The following is a 22,352-nucleotide window of genomic DNA, read 5'->3' on the forward strand; positions in this document are numbered from 1 at the left end:
GGGGAACTGCCAGGTCTTTCGGGGTTTGGGAGGCTGGGGGGAGGAAAGGAGAAGGAAGAGCCCTTTTAGCGCCGTGGGGAAGGGGAGGGGGGGTGGGGGGGGGGCGGTCCCTTCCCCCCCCCCCCCCCCCGCTTCGCGCAGGGAGGAGTTCCGATGAGCGCGGACCAGCCCGCACGGGTGCTGCTGGCCGACGGACAGGTCGGCCTGGTGCGTCCGCTCGGACCGGCCGACACCGAGGCCGTGCTGCGGCTGCACACCGGTCTCGGGGAGCGGGACCGGTATTTCCGGTTCTTCGGGCCGTTGCCGTCCACTGTGGACAGAATGGCGGCGGAGATCGCCGGAACGTCCGACGAGAGCCACGCCGCGGTCGGCTGCTTCCTCGGCGGGACGCTGGCCGGGGTCGCGCACTGCGAGCGGATCGGGCGCGGCGCCGAGGCCGAGATCGCGCTCGTCGTGGACGGGAACCAGCGCACGCACGGGATCGCGACGCTGCTGCTCGAACACCTCGCCGCGGCTGCCCGGGCGCACGGCATCGACCGGTTCGTCGCCGAAGTGCTCGCGGAGAACGCGAAAGTGATCCGGGTGTTCGCCGAACTCGGCCTCCCGTACGAGATCGACCACGAGGGCCCGGAATGGTCGGTCACGATCTGGCTGGACGGCGAGGACCGCTATCCGGACGCGTTCGCCCGCCGCGACGAGGTCGCCGAGGCGGCGAGCCTGGCGCATCTGCTGCGTCCGGCTTCGGTCGCGGTGATCGGCGCGGGCAGGCGGCCCGGTTCGGTGGGGCACGCGGTGCTGGCGAACCTGCTGGACAGCGGTTTTCCCGGCTCGGTGGAGGTCGTGCACCCGGTGGCGGAAGAGATCCTCGGCGTGCGCTGCGCGCCGTCGGTCGCCGACCTGTCCCGGACTCCCGAGCTGGCGGTGGTCTGCCTTCCCGCGGAAGCCGCCGCGGACGCGGTCGAGGAATGCGGCAAACGCGGGGTGGCCGCGGCGGTCGTCGTTTCGTCCGGGCTGACCGGGACCGCGGCGGGCGAGCGGGTCCGGGACGCGGTGCGCGGGCACGGCATGCGGCTGGTCGGCCCGAACTGCCTCGGCGTGCTCTCGACGGATCCGTCCTGTCCGGTGGACGCGACGTTCCTCGCCCGCCGCCCGCGGGCCGGGAGCATCGGCGTCGCGACGCAGTCGGGCGGGGTCGGGATCGCGCTCGTCGAGGCGCTGACCGGGCTCGGCCTCGGGCTTTCCTCGCTGGTCTCGACCGGCGACAAATACGACGTGAGCGGCAACGACCTGCTGCTGTGGTGGGCGAGCGACCGGCGCACCGAGACCGTGGTGCTGTACCTCGAATCCTTTGGCAATCCCCGGAAATTCGCCCGGCTGGCCGCGCGGCTCGCGCGGACCCGGCCGGTGCTCGCGGTGCGGGCCGGAAGCGGCGGGACCGCCCAGCGCGCCGCCGCTTCGCACACTGCCGCCGCGGCGACGCCCGCGGTGACTCGCGACGCGCTTTACGCGCAGGCGGGCATCATCGCCGTCGACACGGTCGCCGAACTGGTCGATGTGCTCGCCGGGGTTTCCTGGCAACCCCTTCCGCACGGCAGGCGGGTCGCCGTGCTGAGCAACGCTGGCGGAGCCGGGGTGCTGGCGGCCGACGCGTGCGAGCGCGAAGGACTCACGATGGCGGGCTTCTCGGCGGAGACCGCGGCGAGCCTGCGCGAACTGCTGCCCGCTGAAGCCGCGGTGCACAACCCGGTGGACACAACCGCGGCGGTTCCGGCGGAGAAATTCGGCCAGGCAGTGCGGATCGTGCTCGCCGACCCCGGTGTCGACGCGGTGATCGCGGCGACAGTCCCGACCGCGGTCGGAGATCCCGCGTCCGCGCTTGCCGACGTGCTGCCGGGCGCGGACAAGACCGTGCTCGCCGTCCGGCCGGGGCAGCGGGAACGGGTGTCGCCGCTGTGCGCGGACGGACCCGCGGTCACCGCGTGCTACGACGATCCGGCCACTGCCGCACTCGTGCTCGCCCGTCAGGCCGAGTACGCGGAATGGCTAGCCCGGCCCAGGACCGACGCCACGCCGCTGCCGGAGATCGACGCCGCCGCGCTGCGAGAGTTCGCGACGGCACGAGCAGCGGAGCGCGAAGGCTGGTTGTCGCCCGCCGCGGCGGCGGAACTGCTCGGGCTCGCGGGAATCCCGTTGGTCCCGACCCGCTACGCCCGCGACGAGACCGAGACCGTCCGCGCCGCCGAGGAGTTCGACGGACCGCTCGCGGTGAAGGCGGACGCCGAGGGGCTGCTGCACAAAACGGCCGGCGGCGGGGTGCTGCTCGGCGTCGAGGGGCCGTCCGGCGCGCGGGACGCGTACCGGCTGCTGCTGACGCGCTTCGGCCCGGCGCTGCGCGGCGTGGTGGTCCAGCCGATGGCCGACCGCGGCCGCGAACTGCTCGTCGGCGTGCGCTCGGACCCGGTGTTCGGCCCACTGGTGGTGTTCGGGCTGGGCGGGGTCGACACCGATCTGGTGGCCGACCGCGCCGCGCGGCTCGCCCCGCTCACCGGACCGGACGCGGACCTGCTGCTCGACGGCCTGCGCTCGGCCGAGGCGCTGTGGGCGTCCGGCATCGACCGGGCGGCGGTGCGCGAGCTGCTGCTGAAAACCGGCCGGTTGGCGACGCTCGTGCCGGAACTGGCGGAACTGGACCTGAATCCGGTGGCGGCGCGGGCGGACGGCTGTGCCGCGCTCGACGTCCGGATCCGGCTGGAGCGCCGGAAACCCGCCGATCCGTATCTGCGCAAGCTGTCCGGCTGAGGCGACCGCGAGGAGAATCCAGTGCGAATCCTGACCCTGAACCCCGGGTCCTCCAGTTTGAAGGCGGCGCTCGTGCACGACGGCGCCGCGGTCGGCTGGGCGGCCTGGCAGAACGGATCGTCCAGCGCTGTCGCCGACGCCGTGTGGCGCTGGCCCCGGCCGGACGCGGTGGCGGTGCGGTTCGTCCACGGCGGCTCGCAGAAGGCGCCGGTGCTGGTGACCGACCGGGTGATCGCGAACCTCGACCGCCTCGTCCCGCTGGCCCCGATCCACCAGCCGTTGTCGCTGGAGGTCGCCAGGCAAGTCCGGGAGCTGTTGCCCGGCGTACCGGTGGTGGCCTGCTTCGACACCGCGTTCCACGCGGAACTGCCCGACGCGGCCGCGCACTATCCGCTGCCACGGGAATGGACGCGGCAGAACCGGTTGCGCCGCTACGGGTTTCACGGGCTGTCGGTGCAGTACGCGGTACGCCGTGCCGCGGAACTGCTGCGGCGGCCCGCAGCCGAGCTGCAACTGGTCTGCGCGCACGTCGGGGCCGGGGTTTCGGTGACCGCGGTGCGGGGCGGGCGGAGCGTGGACACGTCGATGGGCTTCACCCCGCTGGAAGGGCCCGCGATGGCGACCCGGTCCGGCTCGATCGATCCGGGCTTGCTGCTGCACGTCATGAAAACCGCGCCGATGGGACCCGACGAGCTGGCCGACGTGCTGTGCCTCCGGTCCGGCCTCGCCGGGATGAGCGGGACCAGCGGCGATCTCGGCGAGGTGACCGCGGCGGCCGCGGCCGGGGACCCCGACGCCGGACTGGCGATCGAGGTCTACGTGCACCGGCTCCGCCGGGAAATCGGGGCGGCGGCGGTCAGCCTCGGCCGGCTCGACGCGCTGGTCTTCACCGGCGGGGTCGCGGAATACCAGCCGGAGACCGTCGCCGAGGTCGCCCGCGGCCTGGGCGTGCTGGGCGTGCGGGTGGAGGCGCTCGAGCGGTCCGACGCGGACCGGGTGATCAGCGCGCCTGGCTCGGCCGCGCCGGTGCTCGTGGTCCGCGCCCGGGAAGACCTGGAACTCGCCTGCGGCGCGGAAGCCGTGCTCGCAGCTCTCGGAAATGAGGTGCACCGTGCACGTACTGCTGACCGAAGCGAAGTTCGGTGACTGCGACGCGCTCTGCCAGCCGTTGCGGGACAACGGGTGCCGGGTCAGCCGGTGCCATTCGCGGGAAGGGATCTGCCGCGCCCTCGTGCCGGGCCGCTCGTGCCCGCTCGACGATCGCGCCGATCCGCCGGTGCTCGCCGTGGACGTCCGCGGCGTCGGGGACGAGATCACCGCGCGCGAGTTCGGCGTCGTCTGCGCGCTGCGGAAACAGGTCCCGGTGGCACTCGTCCCGCCGGAGCCGGGGCTGCCGGTGGCCGCGCCCGCGGGGCTCGCGGACCGGGTCACGGTGACCGACGCCGAAACCGTGCTGGCGACCTGCCGGGCAGCGCCCTCGATCCCGAGGCCGAGGCCGGAAGCCGCCGGAGCGCTCGGATGACCGACGTGGCTTTCGCCTGGGACCGCTGCGCGCGGGCGGTGCTCGTGGACGCGCTGGCCCGGCTGGACGTGCGCCGTTTCGTGGTCGAGACCCGGCCCGGCGAACTCGCGATCGCCCGGGTCGGCCGGCTCCGGCACGATCCCGGCGGAGGCCACGTGCTCGCCGGATGCGGCACCGCGCTGTCCGCCGCCTGGATCGTGCTGCGGGGACTGGGCATCCGCCCGGTGCTGTCGTTCCCGGACGACCCGGGCCGGCCGGACGTGGTCGCGGCGGTGACCCCCGGCGCGGACGACCCGGCGACCACGCGCGACTGGGAGCGTTATCTCGCTCTTCGCGCGGTTTCCGGACCCCCGCGCCGCGGTGCGGTGCCGGTCACCGATCCCGTCGTGCTCGCCGGACTGGCGGAAGAGAACTCGTGGCCGCGCACCCGGGTGTCGCGGCACGCGAGCGGCCGAGGGCTCGCGGTGGCCGCCGAAGGCGCGAGTGGCGTCGACCGCGTGCTGGTCGGCGCGGCGGTGCACACGCTGCGGGTCGCCGCCGCGGTCCGCGGATTGACGTCCGAGGTGCGTCCGGGGGACCAGGGCAGGGTGCCGCAAGCGGTTCTTCTCGTGTTCGAAGCTGAGGGAGCCCGATGACCACGCATCTGCGCACGCCGCCCGCGACAGCGGAGCCGGAGGTCGACGCACGGGAGCCGATCGGGTTGCTACTGCGGGACCTCCGCTCGTCGCCGGACGGCCTGAGCGCCCGGGAAGCGGCCCGGCGGCTGCAGGCTTACGGTCCGAACGAACTGCCGCGCAAGGGCGGCGGGCACTGGCCGCTCGCCCTGTTGCGCCAGCTGGTCCATCCGCTCGCCCTGCTGTTGTGGGTCGCGGCCGGACTGGCCTGGTTCGCCGGCACGACCAACCTGGCGATCGCGATCGTCGGGGTGATCATCCTGAACGGCCTGCTCGCGTTTTTCCAGGAACAGCAGGCGGAGCGGGCGGTCGAAGCGCTGGGGAAGTACCTGCCGGAACGCAGCGCGGTGCTGCGCGACGGCGCGCTGGTGCATCTCGAATCGGCCCAACTGGTCCGCGGCGACGTCGTCCTGCTCGCCGAGGGCGACCGGATCCCGGCGGACGCGCGGCTGATCGAGGGGACGGTGGACGTCGACGCGTCGATGCTCACCGGCGAATCGGCTCCGGTGACCCGGACCGCCGACGCCGTGGACGACGCCGACCGTCCGCTGGATTCCCCGGTGCTGGTCTTCAGCGGCACGGTCTGTGTCGCGGGCTCGGCGCGGGCGGTGGTGCACTCGACCGGGCGGCGCACCGAGATCGGCCGGATCGCTTCGCTCTCGGCGCGGATCGGCCGCGAGGAGAGCCCGCTGGAACGGCAGGTGCGGCGGGTCGCGTGGCTGATCGCGGGAGTCGCGGTCGTCGTCGGGATCGGATTCCTGCCGCTCGGCGTCGCGGCCGGGCTGTCGTGGTCGGCCGCCTTCGTGTTCGCGATCGGCCTGCTGGTGGCGAACGTGCCCGAGGGATTACTGCCGACGATCACGCTCGCGCTCGCGGCCGGGGTGCGGTCGATGGCGAAGGCGGGAGCGCTCGTCAAACGGCTGTCGGCGGTGGAGACGCTGGGTTCGACCACCGTGATCTGCACCGACAAAACCGGCACGCTGACCCAGAACTCGATGCGGGTCGAGGAACTGCGCGGCCCGGACGGGGCGGCATCCGCGTCCCCGCGCGAGACCGCCGAAGTCCTCGCGCGGTGCAGCACCGCGGACCTTGCCGGCGATTCCGGCGATCCGACTGAACTCGCGCTGTTGCGATTCGCCGCGGAGCAAGGCGCGGACGTGACCGCGAACGCCCGCGAGGCCGCACGAAAAGCGCTGTACCCCTTCGATCCCCGGCTCAAGCGGATGTCCACAGTGGACCTGATCGGCGGCGGGCTCGTGGTGGCGGTGAAGGGTGCGCCCGAACAGGTGCTCCCGTTGTGCACCACGGAACCGGGCAGGCGGAAACTGACCGAGGACCGGCGGGCGGAACTGGCGGCGCTCGTCGACAGCATGGCCGGGCGCGCGCTGCGGGTGCTGGCCGTCGCCCGGCGGGAGGCTGCGGCGCTTCCGAGCAGTCGTGCCGAAGCAGAAAACGGATTGTGCCTGCTGGGTTTCGTCGGCCTGGTCGACCCGCCCCGTCCGGAGGTCGCCGCCGCGGTCGCGGACTGCCATTCCGCCGGGATCACCGTGCACGTTGTGACCGGGGACAACGGGCGGACCGCGGCCGAAATCGCCCGGCGGGTCGGCATCGGCGCGGACCGGGTGGTGGACGGCACGGCGCTCGCGCGCATGCCGGAGCAGGATCTCGACTCGGTGCTCGTCGGAGGCGACGAGGTGGTGTTCTCCCGCGCGGCACCGGAGGACAAACTGCGCATCGCGGACGCGCTGCGCGACTGCGGCGAGGTCGTCGCGATGACCGGCGACGGGGTGAACGACGCTCCGGCGCTGCGGCGGGCCGACATCGGCGTCGCGATGGGCGTCAGCGGCACCGACGTGGCCAAGGAAGCCGCAACCGTGGTGCTGACCGACGACAACTTCGCGACCATCGTCGCCGGGGTCCGCGAGGGCCGCCGGGTATTCGACAACGTCCGCAAATTCGTGCTCTACATCTTCGCGCACGCGGTGCCGGAAGTACTGCCGTTCCTGCTGTTCGCGATCTCCGGTGGTGCGATCCCGTTGCCGCTGACGGTGTTGCAGATCCTCGCGATCGACCTCGGCACCGAAACGCTGCCCGCGCTCGCGCTCGGCCGGGAACCCGCCGAGCCCGGGCTGATGTCCCGCCGGCCGCGCTCGCGCCGCGAAGGCGTGGTAACCGGCCGGATGCTCCTGCGGGCGTGGGGAATCATGGGCGTGCTCTCGGCGGCGCTCGTGCTCGGTGCCTACTTCGCGGTGCTGTACGCCGCGGGCTGGCATCCCGGCGCGGACGTCTCGGACAGCGCGCCGCTGCACCACGCTTATCTCCAAGCCACGACGGCCAGCTTCGCCGCGATCGTGTTCTGCCAGATCGGCACCGCGTTCGCCGCCCGAACCGAGCGGGTGTCGCTGCGGGCGATCGGCCTGGGAACCAACAAGCTTCTGCTCGGCGGCATCGCGTTCGAGCTGGTTTTCGCCGCCGCGCTCATCTACGTGCCCTGGTTGCAGGACGTCTTCGGCACCGCGGCGCTGCCCGCGTGGGTTTACGCGGTGCTGCTGCCGATGCCGGTGCTGGTCTGGGGCGCGGACGAGCTGTTCCGCCTGCTGACCCGCCGTACCCGAGGAGGATTGTCATGACACACGTGCGAAAACTGGCCGAGATACGGCTTCCCGACGCCGAGACCGTGGGCGGCAAGGGGGCGAATCTCGGCGAGCTGATCGGCGCGGGCTACCCGGTGCCGGACGGATTCGTCGTCCCCCGTGACGCGTACTGGTCCGCGCTGGAGGCGGCGGGGGTCCGCACCGAGATCGCCGACCTGCACGCGAAGGCACTGACCACTGTGGACGATGTGGCGGAGCTGACGACGGCGTGCGAGCGGCTGCGGGAGCTGGTGCGTTCCGCCGGACTGCCCCCGGAACTGGCGTCGGAGGTGAGCAGCGCCTACCGGGCGCTCGGCGACCGGCCGGTGGTGGCGGTGCGCTCGTCGGCCACCGGCGAGGACGGCAGCGAGGCCTCGTTCGCGGGCATGAACGCCAGCTACACCAACGTCGTCGACGAACAAGCGCTGGCCGCGCGAGTGGTCGACTGCTGGACGTCGCTGTTCTCGCCGCGCGTGGTGAGCTACCGGGCGAGCCGGGGGTTCACCGGCGAACCGGCGATCGCCGTGGTCGTGCAGCGGATGATCCCGGCCGAGCGGTCCGGCGTGATCTTCACCGCCGACCCGCGCACCGGCGACCGCGACCGGGCGGTGGTCGAGGCGGTGTTCGGCCAGGGCGAGGCGATCGTGAGCGGTGCGGTGGACCCGGACACCTACGTGGTGGCCAAAGAGGACCTGCGGGTGCTCAGCGCGCGGATCGGCTCCCAGTCGCACAAGATCATCCCCGAAGCGGGCGGGGGAGACGTGAAGGTCGCGCTGACCGCGCAGCTCGGCGGCCGGCGGGTGCTCAGCGACACCGCCGTGCTCGAGCTGACCCGGCTCGCGTGCCGGGTCGAGGACCACTACGGCGTGCCGCAGGACATCGAGTTCGCGATCGCCGAGCACAAGACGTGGCTTGTGCAGTCGCGGCCGATCACCACCCTTCCGCCGGTTCCGGAAGGCGCCACCGGCGTGCTGGTCACCGGGCTCGCGGCCTCGCCCGGTGAAGGCAGCGGCGCCGTCCGGGTGCTGCACGACCCAGCCGAAGCGAAGCAGTTGCGCGACGGCGAGGTGCTCGTGGCTCCGATGACGACCCCGGACTGGGTCCCGGCGATCCGCCGCGCCGCGGCGCTGGTCACCGACGGCGGCGGGATGACGTGTCACGCCGCGGTGGTCGCCCGCGAACTGGGCGTGCCGTGCGTCGTCGGCACCGGCGACGCCACCCGGGTGCTCGCTGATCGCACGCTGATCACCGTCGACGGAACGAAAGGCGAGGTGCGCGCGGGAGCGCTCGTGCACGAGACGGTGCATACGACCCCCGTTGCCGCACCGGCAGCGGCCGAGGCGATCGGCACCCGGCTGTACGTCAACCTCGCGATGCCCGACCACGCCGCCGAGGTGGCGGCCCAACCGGTGGACGGCGTCGGCCTGCTCCGCGCCGAATTCCTGCTGACCTCGGCGCTCGGCGGACGGCATCCGCGCGCACTGCTCGCCCGCGGCGAGGAAGAGTCCTTTGTGGACGCTATGGCCGAATCGCTGCTGCGGATCACGAGCGCGTTCGGCTCGCGACCGGTCGTCTACCGGGCGACCGACCTGCGCAGCAACGAGTTCCGCGGCCTCGACGGCGGGGCCGAGTACGAACCGGTCGAGAACAATCCGATGATCGGCTACCGCGGCTGCTACCGGTACGTGCGCGAGCACGACCTGTTCGCGCTGGAACTGCGGACGCTGGCGCGGGTCCGGGAACGGACGCCGAACCTGCACCTGATGATCCCGTTCGTGCGCACCAAGTGGGAACTGGAGGCGTGCCTGGAGGCGGTGGACGCGAGCCCGCTCGGCAACCAGCGCGGGCTGCACCGGTGGATCATGGCCGAGGTCCCGTCGGTCGTCTACTGGCTGCGCGAGTACGCCGGGCTCGGCATCGACGGGGTGTCGATCGGCAGCAACGACCTCACTCAGCTGATGCTCGGCGTCGACCGGGATTCGGCGGTGTGCGCCGAACTGTTCGACGAGGCCGATCCCGCGGTGCTGGACGCGATCACCCGCATCGTGAGCACCGCCCGGGCGCGCGGCATCACGTCGTCGCTGTGCGGCCAGGCGCCCTCGACGAACCCGGCGTTCACCGAACATCTCGTGCGCGCGGGGATCACGTCGATCTCGGTCAACCCGGACGCGATCGGGGCGGCCCGCGGCGCGATCGCCGCGGCCGAACGCCGCGTCCTGCTGGAAAAGGCGCGCTGAGCGCCGGAAAGTGTGCGGAGGAAACCATGAGCACAGCGAAGGAACAGGAAATCGTCGTCGGCGTCGACGGATCGGCACCCAGCACCGCCGCGGTCCGCTGGGCGCTGGCCGAGGCGAAGTCGAGCGGCCGGACCGTGGTGGCGTTGCGGGCCTGGACGTTCGACCCGCTCGCCGACCTGGAATCGGCTGTCACCCGTTCGCCGGACGAAATCGCGTCCCGGTACCAGCACGAACTGGACCACGTGCTGGACGAGGCGCGTGCCGACGTCACGGATGTGCCGGTGCGCAGCGGCACGATCGACGGCGCCCCGGGCCCAAGCCTCGTCCGCGCATCGGCGGATGCGGCGATGCTGGTGCTGGGCAGCCACGGGCACAGCCGGGTGCTGCGGATGCTGGTCGGCTCGGTCTCCGAGTACTGCCTGCGGCACGCACGCTGCCCGGTGGTCATCGTCCCGGCCCGGTCGGCCGAAGAACGCGAACCGCTGCCGGAGGCGGCCGCGGGCGCGTACTACCCCGGGCCCCTGTTGTGAGGAGCGGAAGATGAAACGGACACGCCAGATCCGCTCGGTGATGACGACCGACGTCGCGCGGGTCGCACCGGGCACCTCGTTCAAAGCCGTCGCCGCGCTGCTGGAAGAACGCGGCGTCGGCGGCGCGCCGGTCGTCGACAAGGACGGCCGGGTGCTCGGCGTCGTTTCGAGCGGCGACCTGCTGGAGCGCGAGGTCGACCACCACGGCATCGGACCGCGGGCACGCCGCGGCAGGCATAAGGCCGAAGCGCTCTTCGCGGCCGATCTGATGACGACGCCGGCCGTCACGGTGGGTGTGGAGGACGACGTCGTGCGCGCGGCCAAGCTGATGGAGACCCACCGGGTGCATCGGCTGCCCGTGCTCGAGGCCGACGGGACGCTCGCCGGGATCGTGGCTCGGGCGGACCTCGTGCGGGCGTATTTGCGTCCGGACAACGAGATTCGCGAGGAAGTGCGCGACGAGGTCTTGAAGCGGGAGATGTGCGTCGATCCGTCCACCCTGTACGTCTCCGTGCACGACGGGGTGGTGTCGCTGAGCGGGGTGGTGGAGCGGTACAGCATGGTCGGGGTGATCAAGGCCCTCGTCAGCCGGGTCGACGGCGTGGTGGAGGTGCGGGAGCACCTGCGGGCGGAGATGGACGACCGCTACCTGCGGCCGGGAGAGCCCGCGGCGGGCGGGATGTTCCCGGACCGGTCGATCCATCGCCCGTGAAGCGGGAAAGGTCCGTGAGGGGAACCCTGAAGGAATCTGATTCCCTCAGGGTTCCCCTCACGGACCTTCGGCGCAACGCAGCAGCTCACTCGCGGAACAGCGCGACCTTCAACGCACCGCTCTCCTGCGGATGCGCGAAAACGTCGTACGCCTCGTCCATCTCCTGCAGCCCGAACCGGTGCGTCACCATCCGGCTCACGTCGAGGTGTCCGGCGGCCAGCATCCGCAGCAGCATCGGCGTGCTGGAAGTGTCGACCAGTCCGGTGGTGATGGTGACGTTCCGGATCCAGAGCCGTTCGAGGTGCAGCGTGGCCGGTTTGCCGTGCACGCCGATGTTCGCGATCCGGCCGCCGGGGCGGACGAGTTCGGCGGACAGTTCGAAGGTTTCCGGGACGCCTACTGCCTCTACCGCCACGTCGGCGCCGAGTCCGCCGCCCGCTTCGCGTACCGCGGTTTCCGCTTCCGAGGGCTGGACCGTCACGTCGGCACCGGCTGCTTTGGCCGCGGCGAGGCGGGCCGGTTCCTTGTCGATCGCGATGATCGACGACGGGCTGTAGAGCCGGGCCGCGGTGATCGCCGCGAGGCCGATCGGGCCCGCGCCGACGATCGCTACCACGTCGCCAGGGCCGACCTGTCCATTGCGGACTCCGACCTCGTAGGACGTGGGGATGATGTCGGCCAGCAGCAGTGCCGCTTCGTTGCTCACCGAGTCCGGCAGCCGGTAGACGGAGGTGTCGGCGAACGGGACCCGCGCGAATTCGGCCTGTACGCCGTCGACCAGGTGGCCGAGGATCCAGCCGCCTCCGCCCAGGCATTGGCCGTAGCTGCCGCGGCGGCAGTATTCGCAGCGGCCGCACGCGCTGATGCAGGACACGAGCACGCGGTCGCCCGGCTTGACCGAGGTGACCGCGTCGCCGGTGCGCACGACGGTGCCGACCGCTTCGTGGCCGAGGATCCGGCCGCGTTCGACCTCGGGGACGTCGCCTTTCAAGATGTGCAAATCGGTGCCGCAGATCGTGACGGTGTCGATCCGGACGATCGCGTCGGTGGGCGCGAGGATTTCCGGGTCCGGGTGGTCGGTCCAGGACCGGCGTCCGGGGCCGTCGTACACGAGTGCCTTCACAGTCGCTCCTTCACAGGACTGCGGGCGTCCGCCAGTACGGCGGACGCCCGTGAACGGTTCAGCGCAACCAAGTCCGGTCGCCGACGAAGGCGGCCCAGCGGCGGCCGATTCCCCACGTGTCGCCGGCGCAGGCGGCGGCGAGTGCGATCAGGACCAGGGCGTAGACGAGGTGGTAGTCGAGGAACGGGTTGGTCGAGTGCGTGGGCGCACCCGCGCCGGTGGTGCGGGCGAACGGCCATTCCGCGGCCCACATGAGCAGCATCAGCAAGGTGCCGGAGACCGCGGCGATCCGCAGTCCGGCTCCGACGGCCAGTGCGAGCCCGATGCCGAGCAGGCTCAGCATGAACAGCCAGTCGGCCCACCAGGTTCCGGCCCACGCGTGGAACATCGAGGCGAACGGGCCGACGTCGACCTTGCTCAGGAATCCGTTGGTGGGCGAGCCGCCGCGGATCCACGCGCCGGCGGCGGGCGTGGCGTAGCCGAGGCCGAACAGCTTGTCGGCGAAGGGCCACAGGAACAGGAAGCCGGTGGCGATCCGCAGTACCGCGAGCGACCGGGCGCCGTAGCTCGCCCGAGGCGGCTGCGCGATCGTTTCGGAGTGCTCGGCGGGGATCCGGCTCGCCGGGGGTTTGCTGTGCTGCGATTTGACGGACATGGGGACCTCCATTCCTTTCCGGCCCGAGTGTGGTCCGCCGGGGAGGACGGCTCTGGAGCCGAAAGTCCTTGCTGCGCGGGCCGTTGGGCGAGGCCCCTCGCGGAGGGGCCGAAGGTCCACGCACCTGGGGACCGACGCCGCTGCCGCCAGGTGGCGTCCGCGCCTACCGTCCGGAGGGAAAACGTGGCTGGACACAAGAAAGGCGGCACTGATGACCGAACCCGCACTCGTCGCCGCGGTCGACGGCTCGCTGGCTTCCCTGCACGCGGTCGGCTGGGCGGCGCGCGCCGCGGCGGGACGCGGTGTTCCGCTGCGGCTCGTGCACGTGCTCGACGAGCTGGCGCTCGACTTCCCCCGCCCGTTGCGGACGCTGGAGAACTTCGACAAGGTGCTCACCGCGCGCGGGCACCGGATTCTGCGCGCCGCCCGCGACGCCGCCCAGGAGGCGGTACCCGCGCTGACCCCGGATCTGGTTCTGCTGCGCGGAATCGTCGGCAAGTGTCTCGTCGCGCAGTCTCGCGGGGCGGCGCTGCTGGTGCTCGGAACGCCCGGACTGCGCCCGCTGGGCCGGATCCTGCTCGGCTCGGTGTCGGTCTCCCTCGCCGCGCACGCGGCCTGCCCGGTGGCGCTCGTCCGGCCGCACGCGGGCGAGGAGGAGCCGCCGGCCTCCGGGCCGGTCGTGGTGGGAGTCGACGGCTCGCCGTCGAGCGAACTGGCACTGGGGACGGCGTTCGAGGAAGCCGCGTGGCGGAACGCTCCGCTGACCGCGGTGCACTGCTGGGACGACCGGCTGCTGTCGGCGATCTTCCGGGAGAACCGCTGGAACGCCGACAGCGGGATCGAGCAGGAGGCGCACGTGGTGCTCGCCGAGCGGGTCGCCGGATGGGCGGAGAAATACCCCGGCGTCGACGTGCGGCAGCTGGTCGTCCGCGGCCGGCCTGCCGAGCAGTTGCTGGATCTGGCCGACCGGGCGCGGCTGCTCGTCGTGGGCAGCCGCGGGCGCGGCGGGTTCGGCGGGCTGCTGCTCGGGTCCACGAGCCAGGCGGTGATGTCCTACGCGCTGTGCCCGGTCATCGTCGCCAGTTCCGGCGAGGAACCGTCCGGCCCCAGCGGAAATACGCCAGCGGACCCGCGAAGTTGACCGCGATCGCGACCGCCCAGGCGGATTTCGGTCCGTTGACCCGGTCCTCGGGCCGTTTCGCGAGATCCCACCAGGCGGCCGCGGCCAGCAGCACCTGCAGCGCGGCGGTGGCGAGGATCGCCCGCCGCCGCGCGGGGGACAGGTCGGACAGCTTCCGGTGTGCTCGCATGGGCTTCTCCTCCGGTCGCGCTCCAGGCAACACCGCCGCGCGGCGTTCGGAAAAGGGGCGAACGGCCCGGCCGGACGGGACCGCGGACCCCGGCAGCTCCGGTACGGAAACGCCTACGGTGCAGGGAAAACACGGAGGTGCTGCGATGACCGGACTGCTGGTCTCGGATGTGATGACTTCGCCGGTGGTGACCGCCGCGCCGGGCACGCCGTTCAAGGAACTGGTCGATCTCCTCGCCGGCGGTATTTCCGCAGTGCCGGTGACCGACGGTTCCGGGCGTCCGGTCGGCGTGGTTTCGGAGAGAGAACTGCTCGCCCGGTACGACCGCCGCGCCGAAGGGCCGCGGCCGGGCTTTTTCGCCGCGGCCGCTCGCCGCCGCGGCTGGGCGAGAGCGCGGGGCCGGACTGCCGCCGAGGTGATGCGCACCCCGGTGCACACCGTCGGGCAGGACGAGCTGCTGGCCGCCGCGGCGCGGCGGATGGTCGAGGCGAACCAGCGCCGGTTGTTCGTCGTGGACCGTTCCGGGGCGCTCACCGGGGTGCTCGCCCGCCGGGACGTGCTCGCGGTCTTCCTCCGGCCGGACCCGGAAATCAAGGAACTGGTCGAACGCCGGGTGCTGCGCCAAGCGCTGTGGGCCGACCCGGCGGCGACTTCCGTGCGGGTCGACGACGGCGTGGTCACCTTGTCCGGAACCGTGGACAGTCCGGGCGAAGTGCTGCGCGCCGAGCGGCTGACCGAGGCGCTCCCCGGTGTGGTCGGGGTGCGCAACCGGCTCGAATACGTGGGGGACGGGCACCAAGCCGGCTCCCGGAAATGAGGCAGCGTGATGGCCGCCCCGGCACTGCCGGGGCGGCCATCACGGTTTCAGCCCTGGTCGATGCTGCGCCCGATGAGCTCGGCGAGTTCGACGGTGCGGGCCGCGTAGCCCCATTCGTTGTCGTACCAGCCGAAGACCTTGGCCAGGCGCCCGTCGGCCTTGGTGAGTTCCGAGTCGAAGACGCACGACGCGGGGTCGCCGATGATGTCGCGCGACACCAGGGGCGCGTCGGTGTAGCGGAGGATTCCCTTGAGCTGCCCGTCCGCGGCCTGGGCGAACGCGCGGTTGATCTCGTCGCGGGTGACGTCCCGCTCGAGTTCCACGGTCAGGTCGGTGAGCGAACCGTCCTCGACCGGGACCCGGATCGCGACCCCGTCGAGCTTGCCCGCCAGCGCCGGGATCACCTCGCCGATCGCCCGCGCGGCCCCGGTGCTCGTCGGGATCAGGTTCACCGCGGCGGACCGGGCCCGGCGCGGGTCGCGGTGCGGCCGGTCGAGCAGTGCCTGGTCCCCGGTGTAGCTGTGGATCGTGGTGAGCAGGCCGCGGCGGACGCCGAACGCCTCGTGCAGCACCTTGACCATCGGTGCGGCGCAGTTCGTGGTGCACGAGGCGTTGGAGACGACGTGGTGGCGCGCCGGGGCGTAGTCGCCGTCGTTGACGCCGAACACCAGCGTCGCGTCGAGTCCCTTGCCCGGAGCGGAAACGATCACCTTCCGCGCGCCCGCTTCGAGATGCCCGGCGGCCGCCTCGCGGGTGCGGAAGCGCCCGGTCGATTCGATCACGACGGTCACGCCGAATTCGTGCCACGGCAGGTTCGCCGGTTCGGTCTCGGACGTCACCTGCACGATCTGGTCGCCCGCCTCGATCGCGTCGCCGATCACCCGCACCGGGAGCCGCAGCGGGCCGTAGGTGGAGTCGTGCGCGAGCAGGTGGGCGAGCGCGTCCGGGGTGGTGACGTCGTTGACGGCGACCACTTCGATCGGGCTGTCCGGGCGTTCCAGGACGCGGCGCAGGAAATCGCGGCCGATGCGGCCGAATCCGTTGATGCCTACGCGAACGGTCATGGTTTCTCCATCAGGGTGTCGGTCTTCCGGTGAGTGTTTTCGGGACTGCGGTGGAAATACGCCCGTCCCGCGCCGGCGCGGAAGGGCAGGCCGAGCCGGAACCGGGCGGACAGCGCTGTCTCGGAGAGCCGCGCGCCCGCGCGCCAGAAGACGCCGCTGCTGACCCAGTAGCGGGCCGACGCCTCGTCGATGCGCGTGGGATCGCCGGGGGAGAGCGGAATCTGCGCGAAGGCGGCGTCGTCGAGCATGTCCAGCACGTGCCGCACGACCGGGACCGGCCGGGCGGACAGCGGCGTCCCGGCCCGCTGCGCGAGGATCGCCGCGGCGACCGCGTCGGCCTGCGGCAGGGCGAGACAGGCGAGCTTCAGCGGGAAATCCCCGGCGTCGCCAGGCGCGTATACCTCCGGGTGCCCGGTCACCGCGCGGGTGACCGGGTCGCACCGCAGGAAGCCCCGGTCGTCGGTGGGCAGGCCGGCGTAGCCGACGGAGGCGGCCTGCGGCGGGAACGTGGCGAGCACGTCGAATTCCCGCACGGAGCCGTCGGCGAAAACGGCGCTGCGTTCGGTCGCTTCGGTCAGTGCCGTCGCGGTGCGGCTGTCGATGCCGCGCGCTTCGAACTGGTGGGAAACGAGCGCGTGCAGCTTGGGGCCGAAGGCCTGGACGAAGGTGTCCTCGCAGGTGTCGAAGGCGAGGTCCACGTTGTCGCGGATTTCCTTGCGGCGCAGCCACGTGTCGAGCATCAGCGCGATCTCGTACAGCGCCGAGGCGCAGTGATTGCCCGGCGGCAGTGCGAAAAGCACTCGCTGCGGGCGGCCGTGCCGGGCGTTCTGGGCGGCCCAGCGCAGATCCTCGCCGAGCCGGTGCAGCGCGCCCGGAGCCGCGATCGAATGCGCGTGCTCGGCGAGCCCGGGATCTCCTCCGGCCTGCTCGCCGCTCCGGTGGCGACGACGAGCTGGTCGTAGGCCATCGGGCCGCGCGAGGTGTGCACCTGCCCCCGGTCGAGGTCGATTCCCTCGGCCGTCGCGATCACCGCCGCGATCCCGCGCCGCCGGAACGCGCCGGCGAGCGGCACGTGCAGCGGTTCCTCGCCCGCGCCGAACGGCAGCCGGACCAACCCGGGGCGGTGCAGGAAATCGTCGCGTTCGGACACGACAGTGATCCCCACGTCGTCCTCGCCCGCCCTGGTCCGGATCCGGAAAGCCGTTTCCAGACCGGCGAAACCGCTGCCGAGAACGACGACTTCCGTGCGTGTCATGGTGTCTCCTCCCGTTCGCACCGCCTACCGTGCCCGCGCTGGCCGGAGGTGCGGCAGGGACGTTGGCGGGCAGGGCGAGGGACGTTCGTCCTCCCGTCACATGCCCCGGGCGAGAAGCGCGAGCGCGTTTTCCACCGTTTCGGCCGGTCTTCCGGTCGTGTCGAGCGGAAAGGCCGCGGGCCACGGAGCGGCGTCCTCCGCCATCTCGCGGGAAACGGCGGGTCCGGCGTCGGACAGCGCTCCGGCCCGGGTCGACAGCCTGCGCTCGCGCAGGTCGTCCGGTGCTACGCAGCGCAGTGCGGACAGCGTCGCGCCGGCCTGTTCGGCGACCGCGGCGATCGCGTCCCTTTCCGAAGCGGAAGTCCAGGACGCGTCCAGGACGACGGTCTCGCCGAGTTCGAGCAGTTCGCCCGCGCGCCGACCGAGTTCGCTGTAGGTCAGTGCGGTCCATCCGGGGGTGTAGATCCCCTGCCGGTAGTCCGCCGGGACGTGGTGTTCCGGGTCGATTCCCGCGAGTTCCTTGCGGATCCGGTCGCTCTGCAGCAGGGTCGCGCCGAGCGCGTCGGCGAGCCCTCCGGCCACAGTGGACTTTCCCGAACCGGGGAGCCCGCCGACCAGCACCGCCCGCACCTCGCCCGCCCGGAGGTGGCGCAGCGTTGTTTCCGCGTACGCGCGGGCCAGCTCCGCGGCCTCCGGATCCTCCTGTGCGTGGCGAAGACAGGCGACCTTGACGCGCACGAAGGCGCGGTAGGCGAGATAGTGGTGCCGCAGCGCCGGGGGAGCGTTGTCCCCGGAGAATTCGGCGTACGCGTCGAGCAGTTCGGCGGCGAGCGCAGGTGCGCCGAGCCGTTCGAGGTCCATCGCGAGAAAAGCCACGTCGTCCAGTCCGTCGACGTGGCGGAGGTGGTCGTCGAATTCCAGGCAGTCGAGCACGCGCGGTCCGTCTTCGAGGCAGAAGATGTCGTCGGCGATCAGGTCGCCGTGGCCGTCGACGACCCGGCGCTCAGCGATGCGGCGGGCGAAAAGCGGAGCGCGCCCGGCGAGGAACGCGTCGGTGCGGCTCTCGATTTCCTTGGCGGTCGCCGCGTCCAGCACGACCCCGTGGAACGGGCGCACCTGGGCGAAGCTCGCGTGCCAGCGGAGGCGCACCGCGTCGCGCGTCCCGTCGGCGTCGATCTCGAGGCTGCGGTGCGCTCCCGCGTGGAAGGCCGCGAGCAGCCGGGCGAGCGCGCGGATTACCGCCGAGAGCGGTTCACCGCGCCGCACCAGCTCGGACAGCCTCCGGTCGTCGGGCATCCGGCGCATGGCCACGAGGTGGTCGCAGACCGCGCCGTCCGGGCCGGTCACGGCCGCGACCCCGAGGTAGACGTCCGGCGCGAGCCTGCGGTTGAGTTCGACCTCGCGGCGGCACACCCGCTCGCGGACGGCCGGGTCGGTGAAGTCGAGGAAGCCGAGGTTCACCGGTTTCTTGAGCTTCCAGGCACGGTCCCCGGCGAAGAAAACCGCGCCGCTGTGCGTTTCCCGGACTGTTGCCCACGGTTGCGTTCCGGTCATGCTGACCACCTTCGCGGGGCGCGCGGACCGCCGGGAAGGGCGCTTGGTCCTCTCGCCGGTGCCGTTGGGCCTGGGGAGTGTCCCTGCGAACGACGGGCCATCAACCGGCAGCGCCTGGGGCTGAGCCCGCGTCGCCCGCTCGCGCTCGGCGCGTGAACATGTCCTTGGGCGCGGGGAACTCCACGCCGCGCCGCGTGGCTTCCAGCGCGACGAGCCGAAGCATGATCCCGCCCTTCTCGGCCGCTTCGCGCACTTCGTCGCTCGTGCGTGCCCCGTTGAAGGCTGGGAACCTGTCACGGGCGGCGGTCGGCGTGAAGCGATCCGCCGTGGCGGACGGGCGGACGACCGCGCCCTCCAGCATCCGCCTGAACACCTCAACGCCGAACGGGTCGCCGCCGTTGAGCGCGGCGCGCCCGCCGAGTAGGCCGCGCGGCCGTTGAGCGCGTTCAGGTGGTGCGGCGCCTCATGGGTGCGTTCGCCCTCTGCCCAGTGGGCGACCATGTCCACCAGGACGCGGGGCTCGGAGCGCGACGGCGGGTTGACGTAGGTAGCGAGGTCCCATGCCGTGCCGATCGCTGCGACCGCGACGCCGTGTCTCGGAAGCGCAACCGCGTGCGCCCACCAGCCCCACGGGTACGCGCCGGAGTGTCCGATGCGGCGCGCGCTGCCGCCCGGACGGCGGGACATCGCCGTTGGGCCTGGCCCTCGAGGCGGTGACCTTGGTCCCTCCCAGCGGTGGCTTGCGGCCGGAGCGCGGAAGGGGCTTCGCGCGGTTGGCTGATTCCGTAACGACAGGAGTGACCGCGATGGAGAAGACAGCCACTGCGACCGTCCGCCGGTCCGGCGAGTGGACGCTCGCCGAAGCGGAGGTGCTGGGCCGCTCAGTCCTGCGCGCCCCCTCGGTGCACAACACGCAGCCCTGGCGGGTCGAGCTGATCGACGGCGCCGTCCTGCTGCGAGAGCGCACCGACGTCGCCCTTCCGCAGCACGATCCCCTCCGCCGCGACCTGGCGATGTCCTGCGGGACGGCGCTGGCGAACCTGGAACTGGCCGTGCGGGTCCTCGGCCGCCGGGCCGAAGTGCGCGTGCTGCCGTACCCGGAGCAGCCGGACGTCGCCGCCCGGGTCGAAGCGGCCGAGCCGCTGCCGCCGACCGACCAGGACCTGCAGCGGTACGGGGCGATCATGGTGCGGCGCAGCCATCGCGGGGCGTTCACCGGGGTGCCGGTGAGCACGGCGCAGACCGCGCGGGTGCTCCAGGCCGCGGTGGCGACCGGCGTCGAGGCGACCCGGATGAGCGGAATGGACCGGCTGGCGAAACTCTTCGAACACGCGGCGCGCGCCCTCCAGGACGACGACGCCTACCAACGCGAACTCGCGCTTTGGACGATCCGGGACGAGGCCTCGCACCGGCATGGCGCGGGAATCCGGTTCTCCGCGCTGCCGCCCGGCGAACTGCCGTGGGCCGGGCTGGTGCGCCGGGCGACGATCGTGCCCGACCTGACCGTGCTGCGGGAACGGCTGGAGGCGGAAACGATCCTGCTGTTCACGACGGCCGACGACGCGCGGATCGACCACATCCGCGCCGGTTACGCGGTCGAGCGAAGCTGGCTCGAAGGGGTCACCCTCGGCCTGGCGGGCGCGGTGCTGACGCAGCCGCTGCGGGTGCCGGAGGTGCGCTCGGCGCTGTGCGAGGACTATCAGCTTTCCGGGTTCCCGCAAGCGATGCTGCGGCTGGGGCGGTCGACGAGGGTGACCCCGGCGAGCCTGCGCCGCGGCGTAGCCGAGGTGCTCGGCCAGAAGTGGCGGGAGCGGTGATGGACCCGAGTGCGGTCCTGGTCGGCGTCGACGGGAGCGAGTCCGCCGCGACGGCTGCCCGGTGGGCGGCGCGCGAAGCGGTCCTGCGGCACGTTCCGCTGACTGTCCTGACGGCGTTCGGCTTCGCGGACGGCAGCTTCGCCGGCGGACGGTATCCGCCCGTGGACTGGCTGAAGGCGAAGGAAGCCGCCGCGGAGGATCTGCTGCGCACCGTCCGGGATGATCTCGCGGCGGTCGAACCGGGGGTCCGGATCGAATTCGAGACCAGCCCGGCGGGTCCCGAGGTCGCGCTGCGGGAAGCGTCGGCGAAAGCGCGATTGCTGGTGCTGGGCGAACCGACCGGCACGCTGTCGGGGCTTCTCGCCGGCTCGCCGGACATCGATCTCGCCGCGCACGCGCACTGCCCGGTCGTTGTCGTCCGGGGCACGGTCCGCCCGAAGGACCCGGTAGTCGTCGGAGTCGACGGCAGCCCGCTCAGCGACGCGGCGGTCGCCTGCGCTTTCGAAGAAGCCTCGGTGCACGGCGTCCCGCTGGTCGCTCTGCACACCTGGATCGACGGCGACCGCACCCGGCTGTTCGGCGATCGCGATTTTCCTTTCGAGGCAGGGGAAGCCGAGCACCGGCTGCTGGCGGAACGGCTGGCCGGGCATCGCGCGCGCTACCCGGATGTGGTCGTCGAGCAGGTCGTCGAACAGGACCGGCCGCGCGACCGGTTGCTCGAATGGAGCGGCCGGGCCTCGCTCGTGGCGTTGGGCAGCAGGGGCCGGGGCGGGTTCACCGGCATGGTCCTCGGCTCGACGAGCCACGCGCTGCTGCACCACGCCGGATGCCCGGTGCTGGTCGTCCGGTCCGCGGAGGCGCGATGCGGGCGTTGAGCTCGATCGCCCACCAGGTACGCGTCGCGCTGCTTCCGGCCGAAGCCCGCGCGGTGCTCCGCGATCGCCTCACGTACCTGAGCCCCGAAAAGCTCGCACGGCTGACTCGTGCCGTCCAAGACGTGACGCGGCGCGGCGTGCCGGGTGATCTCCTGGAGTTCGGGATCGCGCTCGGCGGTTCGTCGGTGCTGCTGGCGCGCCATGCCACGCCCGAACGGCAGTTCCACGGTTTCGACGTGTTCGCGCGGATCCCGGAGCCGACGTCCGAGAAGGACGACGCCGAATCCAAGCAGCGCTACCGCGTGATCGCCGCGGGCGACTCACCCGGCATCGGCGGCGATCTCTACTACGGCTACCGCACCGACCTCTACGAACAGGTGCGGGCGACCTTCGCCCGCTACGGCCGCCCGGTGGACGAGCAACGGATCTTCTTGCATCGCGGACTGTTCGAGGAAACCTGGCCCGGCTACACCCGCAGCGCGGTCGCCTTCGCGCATATCGACTGCGACTGGTACGACCCGGTTCGCTTCTGCCTCGACGCGGTCCTGCCTCGCCTCTCTCCGGGCGCGACGCTGATGCTCGACGACTACCACGATTACGGCGGTTGCCGGACCGCGGTGGACGAGTTCCTGCGCGAGCATCGCGGTGCCTTCGCTGTCGACGATGGCGCCAACCTCCAGCTGCGCCTGCTCGCCCGGACCTGACGCGCGGCGTCCTGAGGACGTTGGTCCTTCGAGCCGATGACCCCGGACCGGCGTGCCAGAACGGTCCCGAT

Annotated in this window: 21 protein-coding genes; 13 read left to right on the forward strand and 8 right to left on the reverse strand. The window is 72.4% G+C overall.

Annotated features, from left to right (window positions below; genetic code table 11):
- Positions 1 to 153: 153 nt before the first annotated feature.
- The 8 genes from ACZ63D_RS24190 to ACZ63D_RS24225 are packed head-to-tail and all read left to right on the forward strand — an operon-like array spanning position 154 to position 11,107.
- Entirely contained in the window at positions 154 to 2,799 is a 2,646-nt protein-coding gene (locus ACZ63D_RS24190; RefSeq protein ID WP_465356606.1) for a bifunctional acetate--CoA ligase family protein/GNAT family N-acetyltransferase, read from the forward strand.
- Positions 2,800 to 2,820: 21 nt separating this feature from the next.
- Complete coding sequence (locus ACZ63D_RS24195) at positions 2,821 to 3,945, forward strand: acetate/propionate family kinase (protein ID WP_465356607.1); 1,125 nt, start codon at positions 2,821 to 2,823, stop codon at positions 3,943 to 3,945.
- Positions 3,911 to 4,321 (forward strand): hypothetical protein, encoded by a 411-nt coding sequence (locus ACZ63D_RS24200; RefSeq protein WP_465356608.1) that lies wholly within the window; start codon positions 3,911 to 3,913, stop codon positions 4,319 to 4,321. Before ACZ63D_RS24195 ends, ACZ63D_RS24200 begins: the two co-directional genes overlap by 35 nt.
- Positions 4,318 to 4,956: a hypothetical protein gene (locus tag ACZ63D_RS24205; protein WP_465356609.1), complete on the forward strand. Its 639-nt coding sequence runs from the start codon at positions 4,318 to 4,320 to the stop codon at positions 4,954 to 4,956. Before ACZ63D_RS24200 ends, ACZ63D_RS24205 begins: the two co-directional genes overlap by 4 nt.
- Complete coding sequence (locus ACZ63D_RS24210) at positions 4,953 to 7,625, forward strand: cation-translocating P-type ATPase (RefSeq protein ID WP_465356610.1); 2,673 nt, start codon at positions 4,953 to 4,955, stop codon at positions 7,623 to 7,625. The genes ACZ63D_RS24205 and ACZ63D_RS24210 overlap by 4 nt, the downstream gene beginning before the upstream one ends.
- A complete protein-coding gene (gene ppsA / locus ACZ63D_RS24215; RefSeq protein ID WP_465356611.1) occupies positions 7,622 to 9,865 on the forward strand; it encodes a phosphoenolpyruvate synthase in 2,244 nt (747 codons plus the stop codon). Before ACZ63D_RS24210 ends, ppsA begins: the two co-directional genes overlap by 4 nt.
- A 26-nt stretch (positions 9,866 to 9,891) precedes the next feature.
- Complete coding sequence (locus ACZ63D_RS24220) at positions 9,892 to 10,395, forward strand: universal stress protein (protein WP_465356612.1); 504 nt, start codon at positions 9,892 to 9,894, stop codon at positions 10,393 to 10,395.
- Positions 10,396 to 10,405: 10 nt separating this feature from the next.
- The gene (locus ACZ63D_RS24225) at positions 10,406 to 11,107 is read left to right on the forward strand and encodes a CBS domain-containing protein (RefSeq protein ID WP_465356613.1); all 702 of its coding nucleotides are present in this window, start codon (positions 10,406 to 10,408) and stop codon (positions 11,105 to 11,107) included.
- Positions 11,108 to 11,192: 85 nt separating this feature from the next.
- Here ACZ63D_RS24225 and ACZ63D_RS24230 read toward each other — a convergent pair whose 3' ends face one another.
- Both ACZ63D_RS24230 and ACZ63D_RS24235 read right to left on the reverse strand, forming a co-directional pair.
- A complete protein-coding gene (locus ACZ63D_RS24230) occupies positions 11,193 to 12,230 on the reverse strand; it encodes an alcohol dehydrogenase catalytic domain-containing protein (protein ID WP_465356614.1) in 1,038 nt (345 codons plus the stop codon).
- 58 nt (positions 12,231 to 12,288) lie between these two features.
- Complete coding sequence (locus ACZ63D_RS24235; protein WP_465356615.1) at positions 12,289 to 12,885, reverse strand: hypothetical protein; 597 nt, start codon at positions 12,883 to 12,885, stop codon at positions 12,289 to 12,291.
- Positions 12,886 to 13,096: 211 nt separating this feature from the next.
- Between ACZ63D_RS24235 and ACZ63D_RS24240 the strand changes: the two genes are divergently transcribed.
- Complete coding sequence (locus ACZ63D_RS24240) at positions 13,097 to 14,026, forward strand: universal stress protein (RefSeq protein ID WP_465356616.1); 930 nt, start codon at positions 13,097 to 13,099, stop codon at positions 14,024 to 14,026.
- Here the strand turns inward: ACZ63D_RS24240 and ACZ63D_RS24245 are convergent.
- Positions 13,956 to 14,195, reverse strand: a complete 240-nt coding sequence (locus ACZ63D_RS24245) for a PLDc N-terminal domain-containing protein (RefSeq protein WP_465356617.1) — start codon at positions 14,193 to 14,195, stop codon at positions 13,956 to 13,958. The two genes, ACZ63D_RS24240 and ACZ63D_RS24245, sit on opposite strands and share 71 nt — an antisense overlap.
- A gap of 145 nt (positions 14,196 to 14,340) precedes the next feature.
- On the opposite strand from ACZ63D_RS24245, the gene ACZ63D_RS24250 reads away from it, so the two are divergent.
- Positions 14,341 to 15,012 carry a CBS domain-containing protein gene (locus ACZ63D_RS24250; protein ID WP_465356618.1) on the forward strand — a complete coding sequence of 224 codons (672 nt, stop codon included), beginning with the start codon at positions 14,341 to 14,343 and terminating at the stop codon, positions 15,010 to 15,012.
- A gap of 47 nt (positions 15,013 to 15,059) precedes the next feature.
- Here the strand turns inward: ACZ63D_RS24250 and gap are convergent, their stop codons facing one another.
- The 5 genes from gap to ACZ63D_RS24275 all read right to left on the reverse strand — a co-directional run bounded on the left by gap (position 15,060) and on the right by ACZ63D_RS24275 (position 19,246).
- Complete coding sequence (gene gap, locus ACZ63D_RS24255) at positions 15,060 to 16,076, reverse strand: type I glyceraldehyde-3-phosphate dehydrogenase (protein WP_465356619.1); 1,017 nt, start codon at positions 16,074 to 16,076, stop codon at positions 15,060 to 15,062.
- Entirely contained in the window at positions 16,073 to 16,876 is an 804-nt protein-coding gene (locus ACZ63D_RS24260) for a hypothetical protein (RefSeq protein WP_465356620.1), read from the reverse strand. The genes gap and ACZ63D_RS24260 overlap by 4 nt, the downstream gene beginning before the upstream one ends.
- Positions 16,816 to 17,331 carry an FAD-dependent oxidoreductase gene (locus ACZ63D_RS24265; protein WP_465356621.1) on the reverse strand — a complete coding sequence of 172 codons (516 nt, stop codon included), beginning with the start codon at positions 17,329 to 17,331 and terminating at the stop codon, positions 16,816 to 16,818. Before ACZ63D_RS24265 ends, ACZ63D_RS24260 begins: the two co-directional genes overlap by 61 nt.
- A gap of 96 nt (positions 17,332 to 17,427) precedes the next feature.
- Positions 17,428 to 18,885, reverse strand: a complete 1,458-nt coding sequence (locus ACZ63D_RS24270) for a bifunctional aminoglycoside phosphotransferase/ATP-binding protein (RefSeq protein ID WP_465356622.1) — start codon at positions 18,883 to 18,885, stop codon at positions 17,428 to 17,430.
- A gap of 100 nt (positions 18,886 to 18,985) precedes the next feature.
- Entirely contained in the window at positions 18,986 to 19,246 is a 261-nt protein-coding gene (locus tag ACZ63D_RS24275) for a hypothetical protein (protein WP_465356623.1), read from the reverse strand.
- A 445-nt stretch (positions 19,247 to 19,691) separates the two neighbouring features.
- Here ACZ63D_RS24275 and ACZ63D_RS24280 point away from each other — a divergent pair, with 445 nt between their 5' ends.
- The 3 genes from ACZ63D_RS24280 to ACZ63D_RS24290 are packed head-to-tail and all read left to right on the forward strand — an operon-like array spanning position 19,692 to position 22,281.
- On the forward strand, positions 19,692 to 20,702 hold the full coding sequence (locus tag ACZ63D_RS24280) for an Acg family FMN-binding oxidoreductase (RefSeq protein WP_465356624.1): 1,011 nt from the start codon (positions 19,692 to 19,694) through the stop codon (positions 20,700 to 20,702).
- Complete coding sequence (locus tag ACZ63D_RS24285; RefSeq protein WP_465356625.1) at positions 20,702 to 21,577, forward strand: universal stress protein; 876 nt, start codon at positions 20,702 to 20,704, stop codon at positions 21,575 to 21,577. Before ACZ63D_RS24280 ends, ACZ63D_RS24285 begins: the two co-directional genes overlap by 1 nt.
- Positions 21,565 to 22,281 carry a TylF/MycF/NovP-related O-methyltransferase gene (locus ACZ63D_RS24290; protein ID WP_465356626.1) on the forward strand — a complete coding sequence of 239 codons (717 nt, stop codon included), beginning with the start codon at positions 21,565 to 21,567 and terminating at the stop codon, positions 22,279 to 22,281. Before ACZ63D_RS24285 ends, ACZ63D_RS24290 begins: the two co-directional genes overlap by 13 nt.
- Positions 22,282 to 22,352: the final 71 nt, after the last annotated feature.

The sequence above is a fragment of the Amycolatopsis sp. NPDC104775 genome (genome assembly GCF_055583325.1).